The 15,798-nt window shown below is 69.9% G+C and carries 12 protein-coding genes; 8 read left to right on the top strand and 4 right to left on the bottom strand.

Annotation, left to right across the window (positions count from 1 at the left end; translation table 11 throughout):
- Positions 1–18: 18 nt before the first annotated feature.
- On the top strand, positions 19–384 hold the full coding sequence (locus tag ACIBQ1_RS40430) for a DUF4345 family protein (protein ID WP_397285431.1): 366 nt from the start codon (positions 19–21) through the stop codon (positions 382–384).
- Here the strand turns inward: ACIBQ1_RS40430 and ACIBQ1_RS40425 are convergent.
- Together ACIBQ1_RS40425 and ACIBQ1_RS40420 are read right to left on the bottom strand one after the other, a co-directional pair.
- A complete protein-coding gene (locus ACIBQ1_RS40425; protein WP_397285429.1) occupies positions 374–1,177 on the bottom strand; it encodes a helix-turn-helix domain-containing protein in 804 nt (267 codons plus the stop codon). The two genes, ACIBQ1_RS40430 and ACIBQ1_RS40425, sit on opposite strands and share 11 nt — an antisense overlap.
- A 277-nt stretch (positions 1,178–1,454) precedes the next feature.
- Positions 1,455–1,808 (bottom strand): DoxX family protein, encoded by a 354-nt coding sequence (locus ACIBQ1_RS40420; RefSeq protein WP_397285428.1) that lies wholly within the window; start codon positions 1,806–1,808, stop codon positions 1,455–1,457.
- A 179-nt stretch (positions 1,809–1,987) separates the two neighbouring features.
- Here ACIBQ1_RS40420 and ACIBQ1_RS40415 point away from each other — a divergent pair, with 179 nt between their 5' ends.
- From ACIBQ1_RS40415 to ACIBQ1_RS40390, 6 genes are all read left to right on the top strand, one after another.
- Positions 1,988–2,473 (top strand): SigE family RNA polymerase sigma factor, encoded by a 486-nt coding sequence (locus ACIBQ1_RS40415; protein ID WP_397285426.1) that lies wholly within the window; start codon positions 1,988–1,990, stop codon positions 2,471–2,473.
- Positions 2,470–3,642, top strand: a complete 1,173-nt coding sequence (locus ACIBQ1_RS40410) for a hypothetical protein (RefSeq protein ID WP_397285424.1) — start codon at positions 2,470–2,472, stop codon at positions 3,640–3,642. The genes ACIBQ1_RS40415 and ACIBQ1_RS40410 overlap by 4 nt, the downstream gene beginning before the upstream one ends.
- A 275-nt stretch (positions 3,643–3,917) precedes the next feature.
- Positions 3,918–4,850 carry a sulfotransferase domain-containing protein gene (locus ACIBQ1_RS40405; RefSeq protein ID WP_397285422.1) on the top strand — a complete coding sequence of 311 codons (933 nt, stop codon included), beginning with the start codon at positions 3,918–3,920 and terminating at the stop codon, positions 4,848–4,850.
- 50 nt (positions 4,851–4,900) lie between these two features.
- Positions 4,901–6,073, top strand: coding sequence for a peptidogalycan biosysnthesis protein (locus tag ACIBQ1_RS40400; RefSeq protein WP_397285420.1), 1,173 nt, complete (start codon positions 4,901–4,903; stop codon positions 6,071–6,073).
- A gap of 26 nt (positions 6,074–6,099) precedes the next feature.
- Positions 6,100–7,809, top strand: coding sequence for an AMP-binding protein (locus ACIBQ1_RS40395; protein WP_397285418.1), 1,710 nt, complete (start codon positions 6,100–6,102; stop codon positions 7,807–7,809).
- Positions 7,810–7,848: 39 nt separating this feature from the next.
- A complete protein-coding gene (locus ACIBQ1_RS40390) occupies positions 7,849–13,116 on the top strand; it encodes an SDR family NAD(P)-dependent oxidoreductase (protein ID WP_397285416.1) in 5,268 nt (1,755 codons plus the stop codon).
- Positions 13,117–13,121: 5 nt separating this feature from the next.
- On the opposite strand, the gene ACIBQ1_RS40385 is transcribed toward ACIBQ1_RS40390, so the two are convergent.
- Complete coding sequence (locus ACIBQ1_RS40385; RefSeq protein ID WP_397285414.1) at positions 13,122–13,820, bottom strand: thioesterase II family protein; 699 nt, start codon at positions 13,818–13,820, stop codon at positions 13,122–13,124.
- A gap of 157 nt (positions 13,821–13,977) precedes the next feature.
- Here ACIBQ1_RS40385 and ACIBQ1_RS40380 point away from each other — a divergent pair, with 157 nt between their 5' ends.
- Positions 13,978–14,703 carry a sulfite exporter TauE/SafE family protein gene (locus ACIBQ1_RS40380; RefSeq protein ID WP_397285412.1) on the top strand — a complete coding sequence of 242 codons (726 nt, stop codon included), beginning with the start codon at positions 13,978–13,980 and terminating at the stop codon, positions 14,701–14,703.
- 22 nt (positions 14,704–14,725) lie between these two features.
- Here the strand turns inward: ACIBQ1_RS40380 and ppk2 are convergent, their stop codons facing one another.
- Positions 14,726–15,649 carry a polyphosphate kinase 2 gene (ppk2, locus tag ACIBQ1_RS40375; RefSeq protein ID WP_397285410.1) on the bottom strand — a complete coding sequence of 308 codons (924 nt, stop codon included), beginning with the start codon at positions 15,647–15,649 and terminating at the stop codon, positions 14,726–14,728.
- Positions 15,650–15,798 lie beyond the last annotated feature (149 nt).

Below are 15,798 nucleotides of genomic sequence, written 5' to 3'. Positions count from 1 at the left end.
GGGAGCACCTTGATGTCGGTGGTCGTGATCGTTGTGGTGGCGGTCTTCTTTCTCGGGATGGGCGTCTACGGCCTCGTCGCGCCCGCCGCGCTGATCAGGCCGTTCCGGATCGTGGCCGACTCGGTCGAGGCGCGGACCGAGATCCGCGCCGTGTACGGCGGCTTCGGCGTGGCCGTCGCGGGCCTGCTGCTGGCAGCGGCGGCCGACGCGGGCGGGATGCGGACGGGCATGGCCGTGGCCGTCGCCGTGTCCCTGCTGGGCATGGCCTTCGGCCGGCTGGTGGCGCGGTCGGTCGAAGGGCCGTCGGCGTTCTATCCCTCGTGGCTGTACTTCTGGGTGGAAGCCGTCGGCGGCGGCGCGCTGCTGGCGGCGCTCACCTGGTGAACCGCCACGGGTCCAGGCACCGGATCGTCAGGCGCCGCGAGAGCAGGGCACTCGGGGGCAGACCGAACATCGCGTGGAACGCGGTGCTGAAGTGGGACGGGCTGGCGAAGTAGCCGTCGGCCGCGGCGCGGGTGAGGTTCTCCCCCGCGGCCAGCGCGCGGGCGGCTCGGTGCATCTGCGCCCACAGCCGAAATCTGCGGTACGAGGTGCCCGTACGGTCCCTGAACACCCGCAGGAAGCGCGACTCCGACAGCCTGAGCTCGGCGGCGAGCAGCGCGGCGGGCAACGGTTCGTCGGCTCCGAGCAGGCGGCGCATGGCGGCGGCGATCCGGGGGTCGGCGGACGGGGCCGCCTCGTGGCCGGTGGCCTCGTCCGTCCAGGCGGCGATCTGCCAGTCCGGGCTGTGTGGGGAGATGGCCGCCGCCCGGACCAGCAGGCCGGCCTCGGCCTCGTGCCCGGTCATGACGCCGTGGTCGCCGGCGGTGAACCTGGCCCGGCACGCCCGGTCCTCGGCCGAGCCCGGGTCGAGGTAGAGGAACACCATGCGGTCGCCGCCCGCCGTGAGCTGGTGCCGGACCCGTGGCGAGATGAGAGCGGTCCGCGCCTGCAACTCGCCACCGGGTGCGCGCCGCACCGCGAAGGGCGCGTCCACGCCGACGGCCACGCACGCCACCGCGCCGGAATGCGGGCCCAGCCGCAAGGACGGCCCGGCGTACAGGGCACGGCCCGGCCACAACCACACCGCCGCCTCCCCGCCCGGAGCTTCCCGCCAGGTACGTGAAAGCGCTGACATCGACGCCTCCCGCAGGCTTGCCGGATTCCGGAACGTTCAGAGGATACGGCGCCCTCGTTCACCCCCGGGGCCGGCATGGGGTTGTTCGGGCCTGCGGGCACCGGGCCGCATCGCCGGGGCCTGTGCGCGATCGGCCGGGTGGCGTCCCTGGCCGCTCGGCGCATCGTGGAGAACACCGGCCGCGGTCATCCCGATCTGGAGTTCGCGGCCCGCGACGAGCACATCGCCGCTCCCACCGGACGACGGCCGGGCAACGGAGTGAGCCGCTCCCCACGGATCACGACCAGTGGTAGGCCAGGTTCACGGCCAGCGCGGCCACCGCGGTGGCGAAGAATCCGCCCCAGTTCACCAGCTTGCGGGAACCCACTCGCAGGTGCGCGAGGAGCGCGCCGGTGAAGTAGAGCACGAGGCCGGCGGCGGCGAGGGTCCCCAGCATGGGCACGGCGAACCCGCCCAGCAGCCCCAAAGAGCCCGCCGCCAGCATCATGCCCAGCACCGGCACCCACGACCGCGGCAAACGCTTCATGTCCGCCTGCGCCTTGGGAAATTCGTGGCCGATCAGGTAGACCACGGCGGCGCTGCCGTTCAGCACCGAGGCGAAGATCGTGACCGTGACGTAAGCGGTGAACAAGGGTCCTCCTTGTGGTTGTTCGCTTGAGGAACGCGGTGTTCGAGCCTTGCGGCCCGGTGTCCGAGTAGTCCGACGAAACAACCGCCGGGAATGTCAGGCGACGTGCCGTCTCGTCGATCTCGTACGGCGGATTTCGCGAAGACCCCAACCGTTCGCCGCCCCCCGGGCGTCTTGTCTATATGACGGACTCCGAGGCGTTCGAGGCCTTCGTCACCGCCTGGCACCCGCGGCTGCTGCGTGCCGCCATCCTCATCAGCGGTGACAGGCATCTGGCCGAGGACGTGCTCCAGGAAGCCCTGATCAAGCTGGCGCGCCGCTGGTCGAAGGTGCACACCGATCCGGTCAACTACGTGCGTACCACCCTGTACAGGGACGTGGCGTCCAGCTGGCGCAGGCGGCGGGAGTTCGCCTACGGGGAGCCGCCCGACCAGGCGGATCACGACACCTCGGGAGCGTCGGACCTGAAGGTGGTGTTCGCCCGCGCGCTGGCCAGGCTGCCGGTGAAGCAGCGGGCGGTGCTGGTGCTGCGCTTCTACGAGGATCTGCCCGTCGGAGAGGTCGCCGCGATCCTCCGGATCTCGCCCGGGACGGTGAAGAGCCAGACGCACGCGGCCCTGAAGCGGTTGCGCGAGGTCGCTCCCGAGCTGGATGAGGTGTTGATATGACGGACCAGAGGCTGCGGGAGCTCTTCGACGATCTCGCCGAGAGTCTGCCTGAGGGGCCGTCCCACGCCGGCGAGCTGTGGCGGCAGGGAACGCGGGGCCGCGCCCGCCGCCGGTGGGCGGTGGCCGCGGTGGCCGCGACGGTCACCGCGCTCGTCGTGGTGGAGATCGTCGTGTCCCCCGAGCCGGTCGAGCGCGGCATCACCGTGTATCCCAGCCTCACCTCCACGCCCACGACCGCGCCGACCCCTGCCATGGACACGGCGCCGCCGCCCAGCGGTGAGGCGGGGCTGCCCGAACTGGCCACCGACCTGCCGGAGAGGTGGGCCGATCTCCCCGTCGTGACCGCGGTTTCCGGACCCGTCCTGGCGCTGGCCGAGTTCGGCGACGGGCGGATCTACCTGATGAAGTCCGGCGGCCGCATCGCGCTCGATGTGAAGCTGGACGATCCGGTGGACTCGGCCGGCAACGGCGGGACGCCGCTGAACCCCAACTCGCTCTCCCCCGACGGGACGATGGCCGCCTTTCCGCAGAAGGACGAGGTGGTGGTCGTCGACCTCGTGATCGGCCAGACCAGGCGCTACCCGGTGCCGGGGTTCAACGAGGTGGTGCTCTGGCGCGGCGATCAACTCCTCGTCGAGCAGGAGAAGGCCAATTACCTGCTCGACCTGGCGACGGGGAAGGTGCGGCGGCAGCCGTACAAGGGCTTCACGGGTGTCGCGGGCTATCGCGACCTCAGGATCGCCTCGCCCGACAAAGGCGGGTGGACGGTCATCCAGGAGGGCGGGTCGGAAGTGATGCTGGACGTCCGGGGCCTCACCAACGAGGGCACCATGCCCGTGGGCGTCCTGGGCAACCACGGATGGCAGCGCGGCAACCTCGTCGCCAGGTCCGCGTTCGCCGACCACGACCAGGGAGAGGGAGCCGACGTGGTCGTCGTGGCCGACGCCGACACGGGACATGTGATCAGGACGCTGTTCCTGCCCTGGGGCGACTCTCCGGACAAGAGGTGCGGGAAGGGCGGCTGCCCCGTGCGCGGCTGGATCAGCCAGGACACGGTGATCATCGAGAGCGGGCACAGGCTGCTCGGCTGGAACATCAAGACCGGTGCGCTGTCTCGCGTCGCCGACCTGCCCGAGGGGGTGACCGCCTACTCCCTGCGCGGCTGGTGAGCACTCATCCAGCAAGGTAAAGCCGTCGGCGAGTCAGACGCCAATGCCCATTTCCATAAGAGCCCTTATGGAAATGCGCGATGACCTGACCCATGGCCTGGACTTTCATGTGGAGTTATGAGGGGTGCGCATGTCCCGCCGGGAGTTTCGCTGCGTCCAAAAAATTCCCGTGCAGTCAGATCGGTAATGTAACCAATTTGCTGGACCTTTTACAGAATGCACACAGACAATCACATACCTTCCTTAACTCCCGTCCAGTGATTAAACTCACACAAATGACGACGCATCTAGCTCGTTACCTCACACCGATGGAGGACAGCTCCCGGTGGGACGGGTTCGAATTCCGGCCCGGCGACATCGTCATCAATTCACCTGCGAAGTGCGGCACCACCTGGACCCAGATGATCTGCGCGCTCCTGGTCCTCCAGACGCCCCAACTTCCCGCGCCGCTGTCGAGCCTCTCACCGTGGATCGACATGCTCGTACGTCCGAAGCAGGAGGTCTGGGACCACCTGGCCGCGCAGCACCACCGCCGTTTCATCAAGACCCACATCCCGCTCGACGGCATCCCGACCGATCCGCAGGTCACCTACATCACGGTGGGGCGGGATCCGCGCGATGTCGCCATCTCCCTGCGCAGCCACGGCAAGAACCTCAAACGTGAGGTGATCCGTCGTCTGATCCACCAGGCCGCCCACCCCAACGGCGGGGCGACCGACCCCCCGGTCAACGGTCACGACGAGAGGGACTTCCTCGACGAACGGTCGTATTTATTACGCTGGGTGGACAACGACGACTCACCGCACGACAACCTCGACTCCCTGCGTGCGCTGATCTGGACGCAGAGCCGCGCGTGGATTCGCCGCGCGCAGCCGAACGTCATCCTGCTGCACTACGCCGAACTCTCCGAAGACCTCCCCGGCCAGATGCGACGGCTCGCCGAACGACTTGACATCGAGATCGACGAGAGCAGGTGGCCGGAGCTGGTCGAGGCCGCCACGTTCCAGCAGATGCGGAATCGCGCGGCCGAACTCGCACCCGACGAGCAGCTGGGCTACATCCGCGACCGCGAACGCTTTTTCCGCAGCGGCAAGTCGGGTCAATGGCAGCAGTTCCTCACCGACGAGGACCGAGCACACTACGACCGCCGGATCGTCGAGCTCGCGGAGCCGGACTTGCTCGAATGGCTCCATCACGGGGCCGACTGACCGTGTGACTTCCGATGACGTATCACGAAATTCCGGATATGCCGCCAGAAGTGCCCGAGCTCGTGACGGTCGAGCACGTCCCCTCCCTGGGCGACGTCGCCGGGCGTGTCTGGGATGACGTCGCCGACCCGCTGGACATGTTCCAGAGCCGTGCGTGGCTGCTGGCTCTGGAACAATCCGGTGACGCACCCGTCACGTACCTGATCGCCCGACGACCCGGGCACCCTCGCATCCTCGGTGCCCTCCCCCTCTATGACTCACTCCCCAGCCGCGGTGACTACCTGTACTGGCCGGAGCTCCACTTCCAGGACCTTCTGCACACCGCGGGTTCGCATCGACTCGGGCTGCTGGCCGGTTCCTGCGCGGGATTCGGCACGCGGCTCATCGTGGACCGCGCTCTGCCGGGTTCGACCAGGACGGAGGTCCTGCGCGCACTTCGGGATGCCGCCTGCGCCGTCGCGGTCGACCGGGGGCTCCCGTACACCTTCTTCCTGTTCCTCGACCCCTCCGCATGGCGAGACCTCGCGCCGGTCATCGGCGGCGGAGACCACCACCGATTGGCGAGCGTCGCGCAGACCGAGCTGGAGCTCCCCGGCGGGGGCTTCGAGGACTACCTGGCGACGCTGCCCCGCAACACCCGCACCAGCGTCCGCAGGGAGGTGGGCCTCTTCGCCAAGGACTGCGCGACCGAGACCGTCCCTCTGCGTGATGCCATCACGACCATCGCGCCGATGATCGTGAACGTGCGGGCCAAGCACGGGATGGCCTACAGCGTGGAGACCGTCACGCGACGCCTGTCGGCGTACTCGTCCGCGCTGGGCGACGCCTCGTCGATGGCCGTGCTGTGCCGGGTGCGGGGTCGCGTCGTCGGCGCCGGGGTCATGTGCCGCTGGCATGACCGGCTGTACGTGACGGACTTCGGACGTCTCGACGACGAGGCGCCGGACCCGTTCGTGTACTTCAACGCGGCCATCTACGAACCCGTCAAGCACGCCTATTCGATGGGCCTGTCGAGAGTCGTCACCGGCGCCGGGGCGGAGCTGGGCAAGGCCCGTCGTGGTTCGGCCGTGCTCCCGCTCATGCACCTGGCCTGGGCGACGACCGGAGACCGCCCGAACCGCCGGATCGACTCCGCGCCGGCGGAGATCCGCAAGAAGCACTGGCGCGAACAACGCAGCACTCACCCCAAGTACTTTCACTCGGCGTGGGATGAGCTGCTGTGACGCGACATCGATCGAGGGAGGCAAGCGTGAGCCGAGTGGACGAGCCGACCGGCCTTGTCCGTGACACAACCAGCACCGCCGCGCCGGGACTGCTCGGACGGGCACCCCGCGACCTGAGCAGGGTCGCCCTGGTCCACGAGGATCGTGACATCACCTTCGGCGAGGTCGCCGCGCTCAGCAAGGACGTCAGCAGCGTCGTGCGGGGTCACCACCTGAAACGCCGCGTGGTGGGCGTGCCGGCGGACCGCAGCCCGGAGTTCGTCGCGCGGATCATGGGGATCTGGAGCGCGGGCGCCGTCCCGGCGATCCTTGGGGACTGGGGTCCCGAGCGGGTACGCGCGGCATTGGCGGCCACCGGCGCCGTGGCGGCCTTCGGACCGTCGTCCACCCTGGCCGGCCTGGAGCTGCTGGACCCCGACGGGAACGGTGAGGGGCCGGCATCCTCGCGCCTCCCTGGCGAGGACCTGGGAGAAGTCAGTCATATCCTCTTCACGTCCGGCACGACGGGAAAGCCCAAGGGAATCGTCGTCGGCCGAGCGGCCTTCGAGGCCGCCGGCGTGGCGTTCTTCACGGAACTGCCCATGGACGAATCCGATCGGGTCGCCTTTCTCAGCAGACCCGGCCACGACCCGAGCCTGCGGGAGCTGATCGCGCCCTGGCTCACCGGCGCGACGTTGTTCGTGCCCGACAGCCGCACGGCCGCGGACCCCCGGCTGATGGCGGCCTGGCTGACGAAGCATTCCATCACCGTGCTCCAAGGCTCGCCGGTCCTCCTCCAGCTCATCGCGGGCTCGTCGGGGCTTCCCGTCGACAGCCTGCGGCTGGTCTGCTCGGTGGGAACACGGCTCACGGCGGCGGCGCTGCGGTCGACGGCGCGGTTCGCCCCCCATGCCACCGTCGTCAACTGCTACGGCGCGTCGGAGACCCCGCAGGTCGTGTGCATGCACCGGATACCGCCCGGTACGGGGGCCGCGAGCGAGGACCCGATCCCCATCGGACGCGCGCTCGGCCATGCCACCGTCAGGATCGTGCCCGCCGACGCCTCCGGCGGTGAGAGTCCGGAAGGCCGGCTGCACGTGGAAGCCGCCGCCTGCGCACTCGGCTACACGGACGGCACCCCGCTGCTGGCTCCCGGCCACGACGGACGGCGCTGGTACGACACCGGCGACATCGTCCGCCGACTGCCGGATGGCTCGATGTGCTTCGTGCGGCGGGCGGACCGGCAGGTCCAGGTCAACGGCACGCGGGTGGAGCTGGACGAGATCGAGGGCGCGGCCGCCCGGGTCGCCGGCGTCCTCGACTCGGTGGCGACGTTCGTCGAGGACGGCAACGGAGTGGGATCCGTGCGCCTGACCGTCGTACGGAGCCCTGCGGCGGCGGTGGGCGCCGACCAGGTTCGTGCGGTGCTCCACGGCTGTCTGGATCCCGCGGTCGTGCCGTCGAGCATCGAGGTGCGTGACTCGCTGCCGGAGAACGACGGGGGGAAGCCGGCGGACCGCCCGCCGACGCTGCAGGAGGTGCTTCACCAGAGCGCGCAGTCCGTTCTCGGCCGAAGCCGGATCGACCCGGACGGCGGCTTCTTCGAAGCCGGCTTCACCTCGATGTCCCTCATGCGTTTCGTGTCGGAGGTCTCCGTTCGTCTCGGAACGGAGATCTCGCCCGTGCTGGTGTTCCAGTACCCATCCCTGAATGCATTCGCCGATTACCTGCGGAAAAACCTGAACAACTCGACCTGACCTCCGGCACGGGGGCAAGCGAAGCGGAGGGCGGACGATATGGGCAACCTCGTTGAGCCGATCGCGATCATCGGAATGGCCGGTCGGTTCCCGGCGGCGCTCGACACCCGGCAGCTCTGGAAGAACCTCGTGGCCGGGAAAGAGGCAGTGCGCTTCCCGTCCGAGGACGAGCTCCGGTCGAGCGGCGTGTCGCGGGAAGCGCTGGCCGACCCGGCGTACGTGCGGGCAGTGGCGGAACCTGAGGGCATCGACCTGTTCGACGCCGAGTTCTTCGGCCTGACCCGGCGCGACGCCGAGGCGTGCGACCCGCAGCTACGGCTGTACCTGGAGACCGCGCACGCCGCCGTCGAGAACGCCGGCTATGACGCCTCCGGACTCGGTAGAGCAGGCGTGTTCTCGTCGGTCGCCGCGAACCGCTACGGGATCGGCCGTCTCCTGGGGAACCTGGAGGCGCTCCGGAGTGCCACCGGCATGGCGGCCGGCATGTGGAACAACCCCGACAGCGCGTCGACGCTGGTCTCGTACAAGCTGAACCTGCACGGCCCCAGCATGACCGTGCAGACCGCGTGTTCGAGCTCGCTCGTGGCCGTGCACCTCGCCGTGAACGCGCTTCGGCTCCACGAGTGCGACGTCGCGCTGGCCGGGGGCGCCGACGTCGAGTTCCCCGTCGGCCACGGGTACTGGTGGGCCCAGGACGGCCCGCTGAGCCGGGACGGCCACTGCCGTCCCTTCGACGCGGCGGCCAGCGGCACGATCTTCGGCAGCGGCGTCGGCGTCGTGGTGCTCAAGCGGCTCGCCGACGCGGTGGCCGACGGCGATCGGATCACCGCGGTGATCCGGGCCGTGGCCGTCAACAACGACGGCGCGAACAAGGTCGGCTTCACCGCGCCCAGCGCCGACCGGCAGGCCGAGGTCGTGCTGAGGGCCATGGAGGTCGCCGGCGTGGGCCCCGAGGACCTCGGGTACGTGGAGGCGCACGCCACCGCGACCCGGCTGGGTGACGCCATCGAGATCGCCGCGCTGAGGAAGGCGTTCGGTGCTCGGGCGACGCCGGAGCTCGCGCCCGGGTGGTGTCCCATCGGATCGATCAAGGGAAACGTGGGCCACCTGGGTCACGCGGCAGGGATCACCTCGCTGATCAAGGCCGCGCTGTCGCTGGACCACGAGCAGATCCCCGCGAGCGTCAACCTCCAGGAGGTGAACCCGCTCCTCGGGCTCGGGGACTCGCCGTTCTTCGTCAACGACACGCTGCGGCCCTGGCCCCGATCGGCCGGCCACCGGCGTCTGGCGGGGGTCAGCTCCTTCGGGATCGGCGGCACGAACGCGCACGCGATCCTCGAAGAGGCACCGGCCCGCGCGGTCGCCCCGGTCCCCGAAACCACGCAGCTGATCGTGTGGTCGGGACGGACCCCGCCTGCGGCCGCGGCCTACCCGGAGCAGCTCGCCCGATCCTTCAAGGAGAGCGCGAACCCGCTCGCCAGTGTCGCGTTCACGCTGCAGAAGGGGCGCACGCCGCACCCGGTCCGAGGCGCCGTGGTGGTCGAGAGCATGTCCGACGCGGCTACCGCCGTGCTCGACCAAGCGAGGCGAACCGTCACCCCGGAGGAGCGGGCAGAGCGGAGCACCGTGTTCCTGTTCCCGGGAGAAGGGGCGCAGCACCCCCGCATGGCGGCCGAGCTCCATCGCACCGAGCCGGCGTTCGGCGCGGCACTCGACGAGTGTTTCGCTCTCTTCGACGCCGGCGGCCTGCCGCTGCGGCAGGTCTGGGAGGGGTCGTCGGAGGGCCTGGAGGACACCACGGTCGCGCAGCCGCTGCTCTTCAGCGTCGAGTACGCGCTGGGGCGGCTGTGGCTGGCGCTGGGCATCGAGCCCGACGTGCTGCTCGGCCACGGCATCGGGGAGCTCGCCGCCGCCGCGCTCGCCGGGGTGTTCACCCTCCCGGAAGCGGTACGGCTGGTGAGCGCCCGGGCCCAGGCGATGGACGAGTCACCCCGAGGCGCGATGGTGGCGGTCGCGGCCGGAGTGAACACCGTGTCGCCGCTGCTCTTCGGGAGCCTGAACGTCGCCGTGGTGAACGGCGACCGCCGGACGGTCGTCGGCGGATCGGCGGAGGACGTGCGTCGCTTCCAGGACGAGGTCCTCGCGGGGACGGGGCTCGCCGCGTCCCGGCTGAGGTCGCGGCACGCCTTCCACACCCCGGCCATGACGAGCGCGGCCGAGCGGTTCGGCCTGGCCTTCGACGGCATCCAGCCACGCCGGCCTCGCTGGAGGCTCTGTTCCGCGTCCACGGGTGGCCCGGTGGAGGCGGCACAGGCGTGCAGCGTGGACTTCTGGACCCGGCAACTCACCCGGCCCGTCCTGTTCGGGCAGGCGCTCGATGCCGTGCTGTCCGACGGTGACCGGGTGCTGGTGGAGGTGGGACCCGGCCGGACGCTCACCACCCTGGCCCGCTCGCACCCCCAGGTACGCGCCAAGCGGCACCTGGCGGTGCCGACGCTGCCGAACGGGCCGTCGAAGGGCGCCACCGAACGCGCCTCGTTCCTCCACGCGCTGGCCCGGTTGTGGACCCTTGGCGCGGAGGTGAACTGGTCGCCGCCGGCCGCGACAGGGCCTGGTGAACGCGTGCCGCTGCCGGGCTACCCGTACCAACGGCAGCGTTACTGGATCGAGCGGGCGGCTCCGAGCAGCCCGCCCGCCCAGGAGGCGGGACAACCGCCGGGCCGTGCGGTGTTCCGGCTGCCCACGTGGGTGGAGGCCGCACCGGCCGGGCACCGCGACACCGGCGTCCGGGGCCGGTCGCTGGTGTTCCTGCCCGACGATCCGCGACGAGCCGGCGAGCTGGTCGCCCTGCTCGACAGGGCCGGGTGGGACGCGTTACGGGTGCGGCACGGTGCCGCGTATTCGGGGGCGGCCGACCGGAGCTCGGAGTTCGCGATCCGTCCCCGGCACCCGGAGGACGTCGTCCGACTGCTGGACGAGCTGGGGGACGCGCAGCGATACCCGGAGCTCATCATCGACGCGACGCAGCTCGGAGACCTGGCCGAACCTGACCTGAGCGGCATCGACGACCAGCTCGACACCGGTTTCCACCGGATCGTCGGGCTCCTGCAGGAAGCGGCGCGACGGGCGCCCGACAGGCGCGCCCGCGACGTCCTGGTCGTCACCGAGCTGGCCGCGGACGTGACGGGCGGCGAGACCGTGCACCCGGTGCGCGCCATGCTGCTCGGACTCCTGCGGAGCTACATGCTCGAGAACCCCCGTGCCACGTGCAAGCTCGTCGACGTCCAGGGCGGCGTGACCGGCGATCGGCTGCTCGCGGAACTGCGCGGCCCCGAGCGATCAGAGATCGTCGCCCTGCGGGGGGATCGGCGCTGGGTCCCCGGCGAGCGGGAGTTCGTCCCTGACGGGGTGGGCCCTGCCGACCTGCGCCGCAGGGGTGCCTACGTCATCACCGGCGGACTCGGCGGCCTCGGCCTGGCCGTGGCGCGCGGCCTGGCGGGCACCGGACTGCAACCACGGCTGCTGCTGCTGGGCCGCCATGCCACGGGCGGGCACGACGCCGAGCTCGCCGAGATCCGGGCGCTCGGAGCCGAGTGCCGCATCGAGGCCTGCGACGTGACCGACGTGGCTGCCCTGCGGCGCGTGATCGACCGGGCGTCCGACTCCTTCGGAGGCATCAACGGCGTGTTCCACCTCGCCGGCGTGGCGGGAGGAGGCATGATCCAGTTCCGGACGCGGGAGCAGATGTCGGCGACGCTCGCGCCGAAGGTCCACGGTACGTTGGCCCTGATCGAGGTGCTGCGGGGCCGGGCGGACCTCGACTTCTTCGTGGCCTTCTCCAGCCGCGCGGCGCTCAGGGGCCTGGTGGGCAGCGCCGACTACGCCGCGGCGAACGCCTTCCTCGACGCGGTGGTGCGCCGGCAGCCCTTGACCGGCTGCGCCTCGACGACGATCAACTGGCCGTCGTGGGCCGAGGTCGGCATGGCCGCACGCGAAGGGCGGCAGCCGCGCTCCGGGGCGGGGACGGAGGAACGTCGATGGTCGACCCCGCTGTCGGCCGAGGACTATCCGATCCTGGACGAGCACCGTATGGACGGTGTGCCGGTGCTGCCGGGCACGGCCCAGGTCGACTTCGTCCTGCGCGCCTTCCGCGAGGCGTTCGACCGCCCGAACGGACACCCTGCGCAGCTGCGCCACATGGTCTTCCGGCAGCCGATCACGACCCCGGAGCCCGTGTCGCTCGAGGTCGGCTTCGAACCGCACGAGGACCTGTGGCGATTCACCGTCCGCACCGCGCCGCTCTCGTCGTCCCCCGACGGCTACCGCGTCCACACGACGGGCGAGATCCGGCTGGTGGACGCCAGGGCGGACGAGGTGGACCTGGACGGGCTGCGCGCGTCGCTGCCGGAGCGGCGGATACCCGTGAACGACCCTGACAACCGGCTGTTCACCATCGGTCCACGATGGCCGGGAGAGGAGATCTGGATCTCCGAGGAGGACATCGGCACCAAGCTCGCCGTGCTCACCTTCCCCGAGGCGTTCGACCATGAGCTCGACGAGCATGCCCTGCACCCCACTCTCCTGGACGCGGCGGTGTCGCTGGCACGGGACCCTGACCATGAGCCTCCGCACGCGCCCTTCGCGTACCAGTCGATCGTGGTGCACCGGCCGATACCGGGCCTCGCGTACAGCCACATCCGCCGGCGCCCGAGCGGTTCGGACACGATCGTGGCCGACATCGACGTGCTGACGCCCAGCGGTGACGTCGCCGTCGAAGTCAGGGGCTTCACCATGCGCCGCGTCGACGAATCCATGGTCGCCCCCGAGACCCGCCGTGCGGAGCGAGACGTGGACGCCGGGCAGGATCCGGCGTTCGACGACGGGATCACGCCCGCGACCGGGGTCAGCATGCTGCTGCGCGTCCTGGGCAGGCCCGGCCACCGGCAAGTGGCGATCACCGTGTCGGGGCAGGACGCGGTCCTGAAGAACCCCGAGTGCCTGCCGGACGACGGCGGCGACGAGCAGCCGAGCGCGTCGGCCACGACACCCGGGCCGGTCCCGGACGGAGCGCCGTCGGACGGGGCCTCGCTCGAGGCCCGGCTCACGGAGATGTGGTGTGCCGAATTCGGTGTGGAGTCGGTCCGCCCCGACCAGAACTTCTTCGATCTGGGCGGCGACTCCTTCGCCGCTGTGGGGCTGGTCGAGGAGATCCGCAGGGCCTTCGGCGTGGACGTCGGCATCGCGGTGATCTTCGACCACCCGACGGTGGCTGAGCTGGTCACCGAGCTACGACGACTGACCGGGTGACGTGTTCAGCCACTGACCTTCCTGACCCATTCGCGAAGAGTCTCGGACGGCAGCCGCTCGACGACCTGGTGGCCGCCGTCGATCATGTGGACCGACAGCGATCCCGTCGTGTACTGGTTCCAGTCATCGAGGCACTCGGTGTCCCAGGAGCTCGCGTCGTCCGAGGCGCCGACCGCGATGATCGGCGCCTTGAGCATGGGGCGCGGATCCGACTCCAGATAGCGATTGAGCAGCCGGTACTCGGAGCGCCAGAGACGTGCGTACTCGGGGAGAGCCACCGTGTCCATGATGTGTTCCGGCGCCTCGATCTCCTCGGCCAACGCCCGGTCCGGCAGCTCCGCCAGAGGCGAAAGAGGCGTGCGATGCGGCGGGTACTGGCACATGACGACGACGCCGCGAAGCTGTCGCTCCAGGTGCCCGGCCGCCTCCAGGCAGACCAGACCACCCATGCTGTGACCCACGAGCACCACATCCGTGGCACCGGAGTCCGCGACAAGAGACGCGAGCGCCGCGCCGCGCTCGTCGACGGAGGGCACGCTCATCGGCTCGCTCCAGTTGGCCCGGCGGATGACGGGTTCCCGGCCCGGCTCGTTCCACTGGTCCACGAACTTCGTCCGGCCGCCCAGACCGGGGACGAAAATGACGGCCTGATCACCGTCGAGTGCCGGGCTCACGATGTAGTTCGCGGATTCCTGACCGACCATGTCATTCGCTCCTATTGACATCGTTTGACAAAAATGCAAGGACGCGCCGCACCGACTATTCGCCGACGGGTCTTCACATACCGCAACATCTTCCGCCCGCACTCAATTTTCCGGCAATACTGGATCATTGAAATAGATCTATGGCAAAATGTGATAGGTGTCCACGACGCTGCTTGCTGCCGCCGTGATTATTCTGATCGCTTCAACAGTGCACGCGGTGACCGGATTCGGGTACGCCCTCGTCGCCACCCCGTTGCTGGCCCTCACGGTCGACCCTCATACGGCCGTGGTCTCCACCACGCTGTCCGCTCTGGCCATGACCATCACGATCGGCGTACGCCAGCGTCACCACGCCGAGTGGAAGGTGGCCATGATCGCCATGGTCGGCATCGTGCTCGGCCTGCCGATCGGCCTCTGGGTGTACGGAGTGGCGTCCGAGCGGGTGCTCACGGCGCTGATCGGGGTCGGAGTCCTGGGCTGCACCGTGATGGTGTGGCGGCGCGTGAAGGTGCCGGGAAACGTCCCCACGCTGGTGGGAGTCGGCATCCTGTCCGGCGCGCTCTCCACCTCCACCGGCACCAACGGGCCGCCGATGGTCGCCGCCTTCCAGGGCATGGGCTATGACCCCTCCAAATTCCGCGCCACCCTCTCCGCGGTGTTCGCCGGCACCAGCGTGTTCAGCCTGGTCGGCTTCGCCGTGGCCGGCGAGGTGAACTCCCAGTCGCTGTGGATCGGGCTGGTGGGCGTGCCCATCGTGCAGTTGGGATGGTTCGCCGGCAACGCGATCTTCAAGCGCATCGATGCGGACCGCTTCCGCAAGGTGCTGCTGGCGGCCCTCCTCGTCAGCGCGGCAGTGACCCTCGCCAGCGCGCTCAACGGCTGACGGCCTCCTCCCGCGTCGGCGGTCAGGCGGGCGGGCCGGTGTGGTCCTCCTCGAAGATGTCGGAGGCCGACCGGACGATGAGCGGGTCCGGGGTGCCGACCACCTCGCCGTCCTTGTTGTCGTAGTCGAACCGGCTCAGCACGTAGCGCATGGCCTCCACCCGGCCGCGCTTCTTGTCGTTGCTCTTGATCACCGTCCAGGGCGCCTCGGGGATGTCGGTATGGAGGAACATCTCCTCCTTCGCGACGGTGTAGTCGTCCCATCTGTCGAGCGAGGCCAGGTCCATCGGCGACAACTTCCACTGCCGTACGGGATCGACCTGGCGGATGATGAAGCGGGTGCGCTGCTCCGAGCGGGTCACCGAGAACCAGAGCTTGATCAGACGGATGCCGTCGCGCACCAAGGCCCCCTCGAACTGCGGCGCCTGCAGCATGAACTCGCGGCACCGAGCCTCGGTGCAGAAGCCCATCACCCGCTCGACCCCGGCCCGGTTGTACCAGGAACGGTCGAACAGGACCATCTCCCCGGCGGCGGGCAGGTGAGCGATGTAGCGCTGGAAGTACCACTGGGTGCGCTCGCGCTCCGACGGCTTCTCCAGCGCGATCACCGTGGCGCCGCGCGGGTTGAGATGCTCCATGAAACGCTTGATGGTGCCGCCCTTGCCGGCCGCGTCCCGGCCCTCGAACAGGATGACCAGCCGCTCCCCGTTCGCCTTGATCCAGTACTGCAGCTTCAGCAGCTCGATCTGGAGGAGCCGCTTGACGCGGTCGTACTCGTGCCGATCCATCCGCTCGGGGTACGGATAGTGCTCGCGCCAGGTGTCGACCCGGGTGCCGTCAGGCCGCAGCAGCACCGGATCGTCATCGTCACTGTCGTCCACCATCAGGCCCGGCGTCGAGTCCAGCAAACGAACCTGCTCCGCGTCCGGAAGGGTAAACCGCTTCACGTCCACCGCCTCGTCGTTCTCGCCTCGCTCCAGCTTCCCGTACCCATCAAACCGCCGGCGGAACGGTTCTGGACGATCAGGTAAATCCCACACAGACCCCCGCCCCCCGGGCAGGGCGCGGCCGGCAGGCCCCGTCACCGCCTGCCGAG

The organism is Nonomuraea sp. NPDC050153 (assembly GCF_044460125.1).
Lineage (GTDB): Bacteria > Actinomycetota > Actinomycetes > Streptosporangiales > Streptosporangiaceae > Nonomuraea.
Note: the sequence above shows the minus strand (reverse complement) of the source record. Positions and strands in the feature narration are given on the sequence as shown.

Bases quoted from the DNA above. Each gene is read 5' to 3' on its own strand.
- ACIBQ1_RS40425 (WP_397285429.1), bottom strand. From the start codon at position 1,177: ATGTCAGCGCTTTCACGTACCTGGCGGGAAGCTCCGGGCGGGGAGGCG.
- ACIBQ1_RS40415 (WP_397285426.1), top strand. From the start codon at position 1,988: ATGACGGACTCCGAGGCGTTCGAGGCCTTCGTCACCGCCTGGCACCCG.
- ACIBQ1_RS40410 (WP_397285424.1), top strand. From the start codon at position 2,470: ATGACGGACCAGAGGCTGCGGGAGCTCTTCGACGATCTCGCCGAGAGT.
- ACIBQ1_RS40405 (WP_397285422.1), top strand. From the start codon at position 3,918: ATGACGACGCATCTAGCTCGTTACCTCACACCGATGGAGGACAGCTCC.
- ACIBQ1_RS40390 (WP_397285416.1), top strand. From the start codon at position 7,849: ATGGGCAACCTCGTTGAGCCGATCGCGATCATCGGAATGGCCGGTCGG.
- ACIBQ1_RS40385 (WP_397285414.1), bottom strand. From the start codon at position 13,820: ATGGTCGGTCAGGAATCCGCGAACTACATCGTGAGCCCGGCACTCGAC.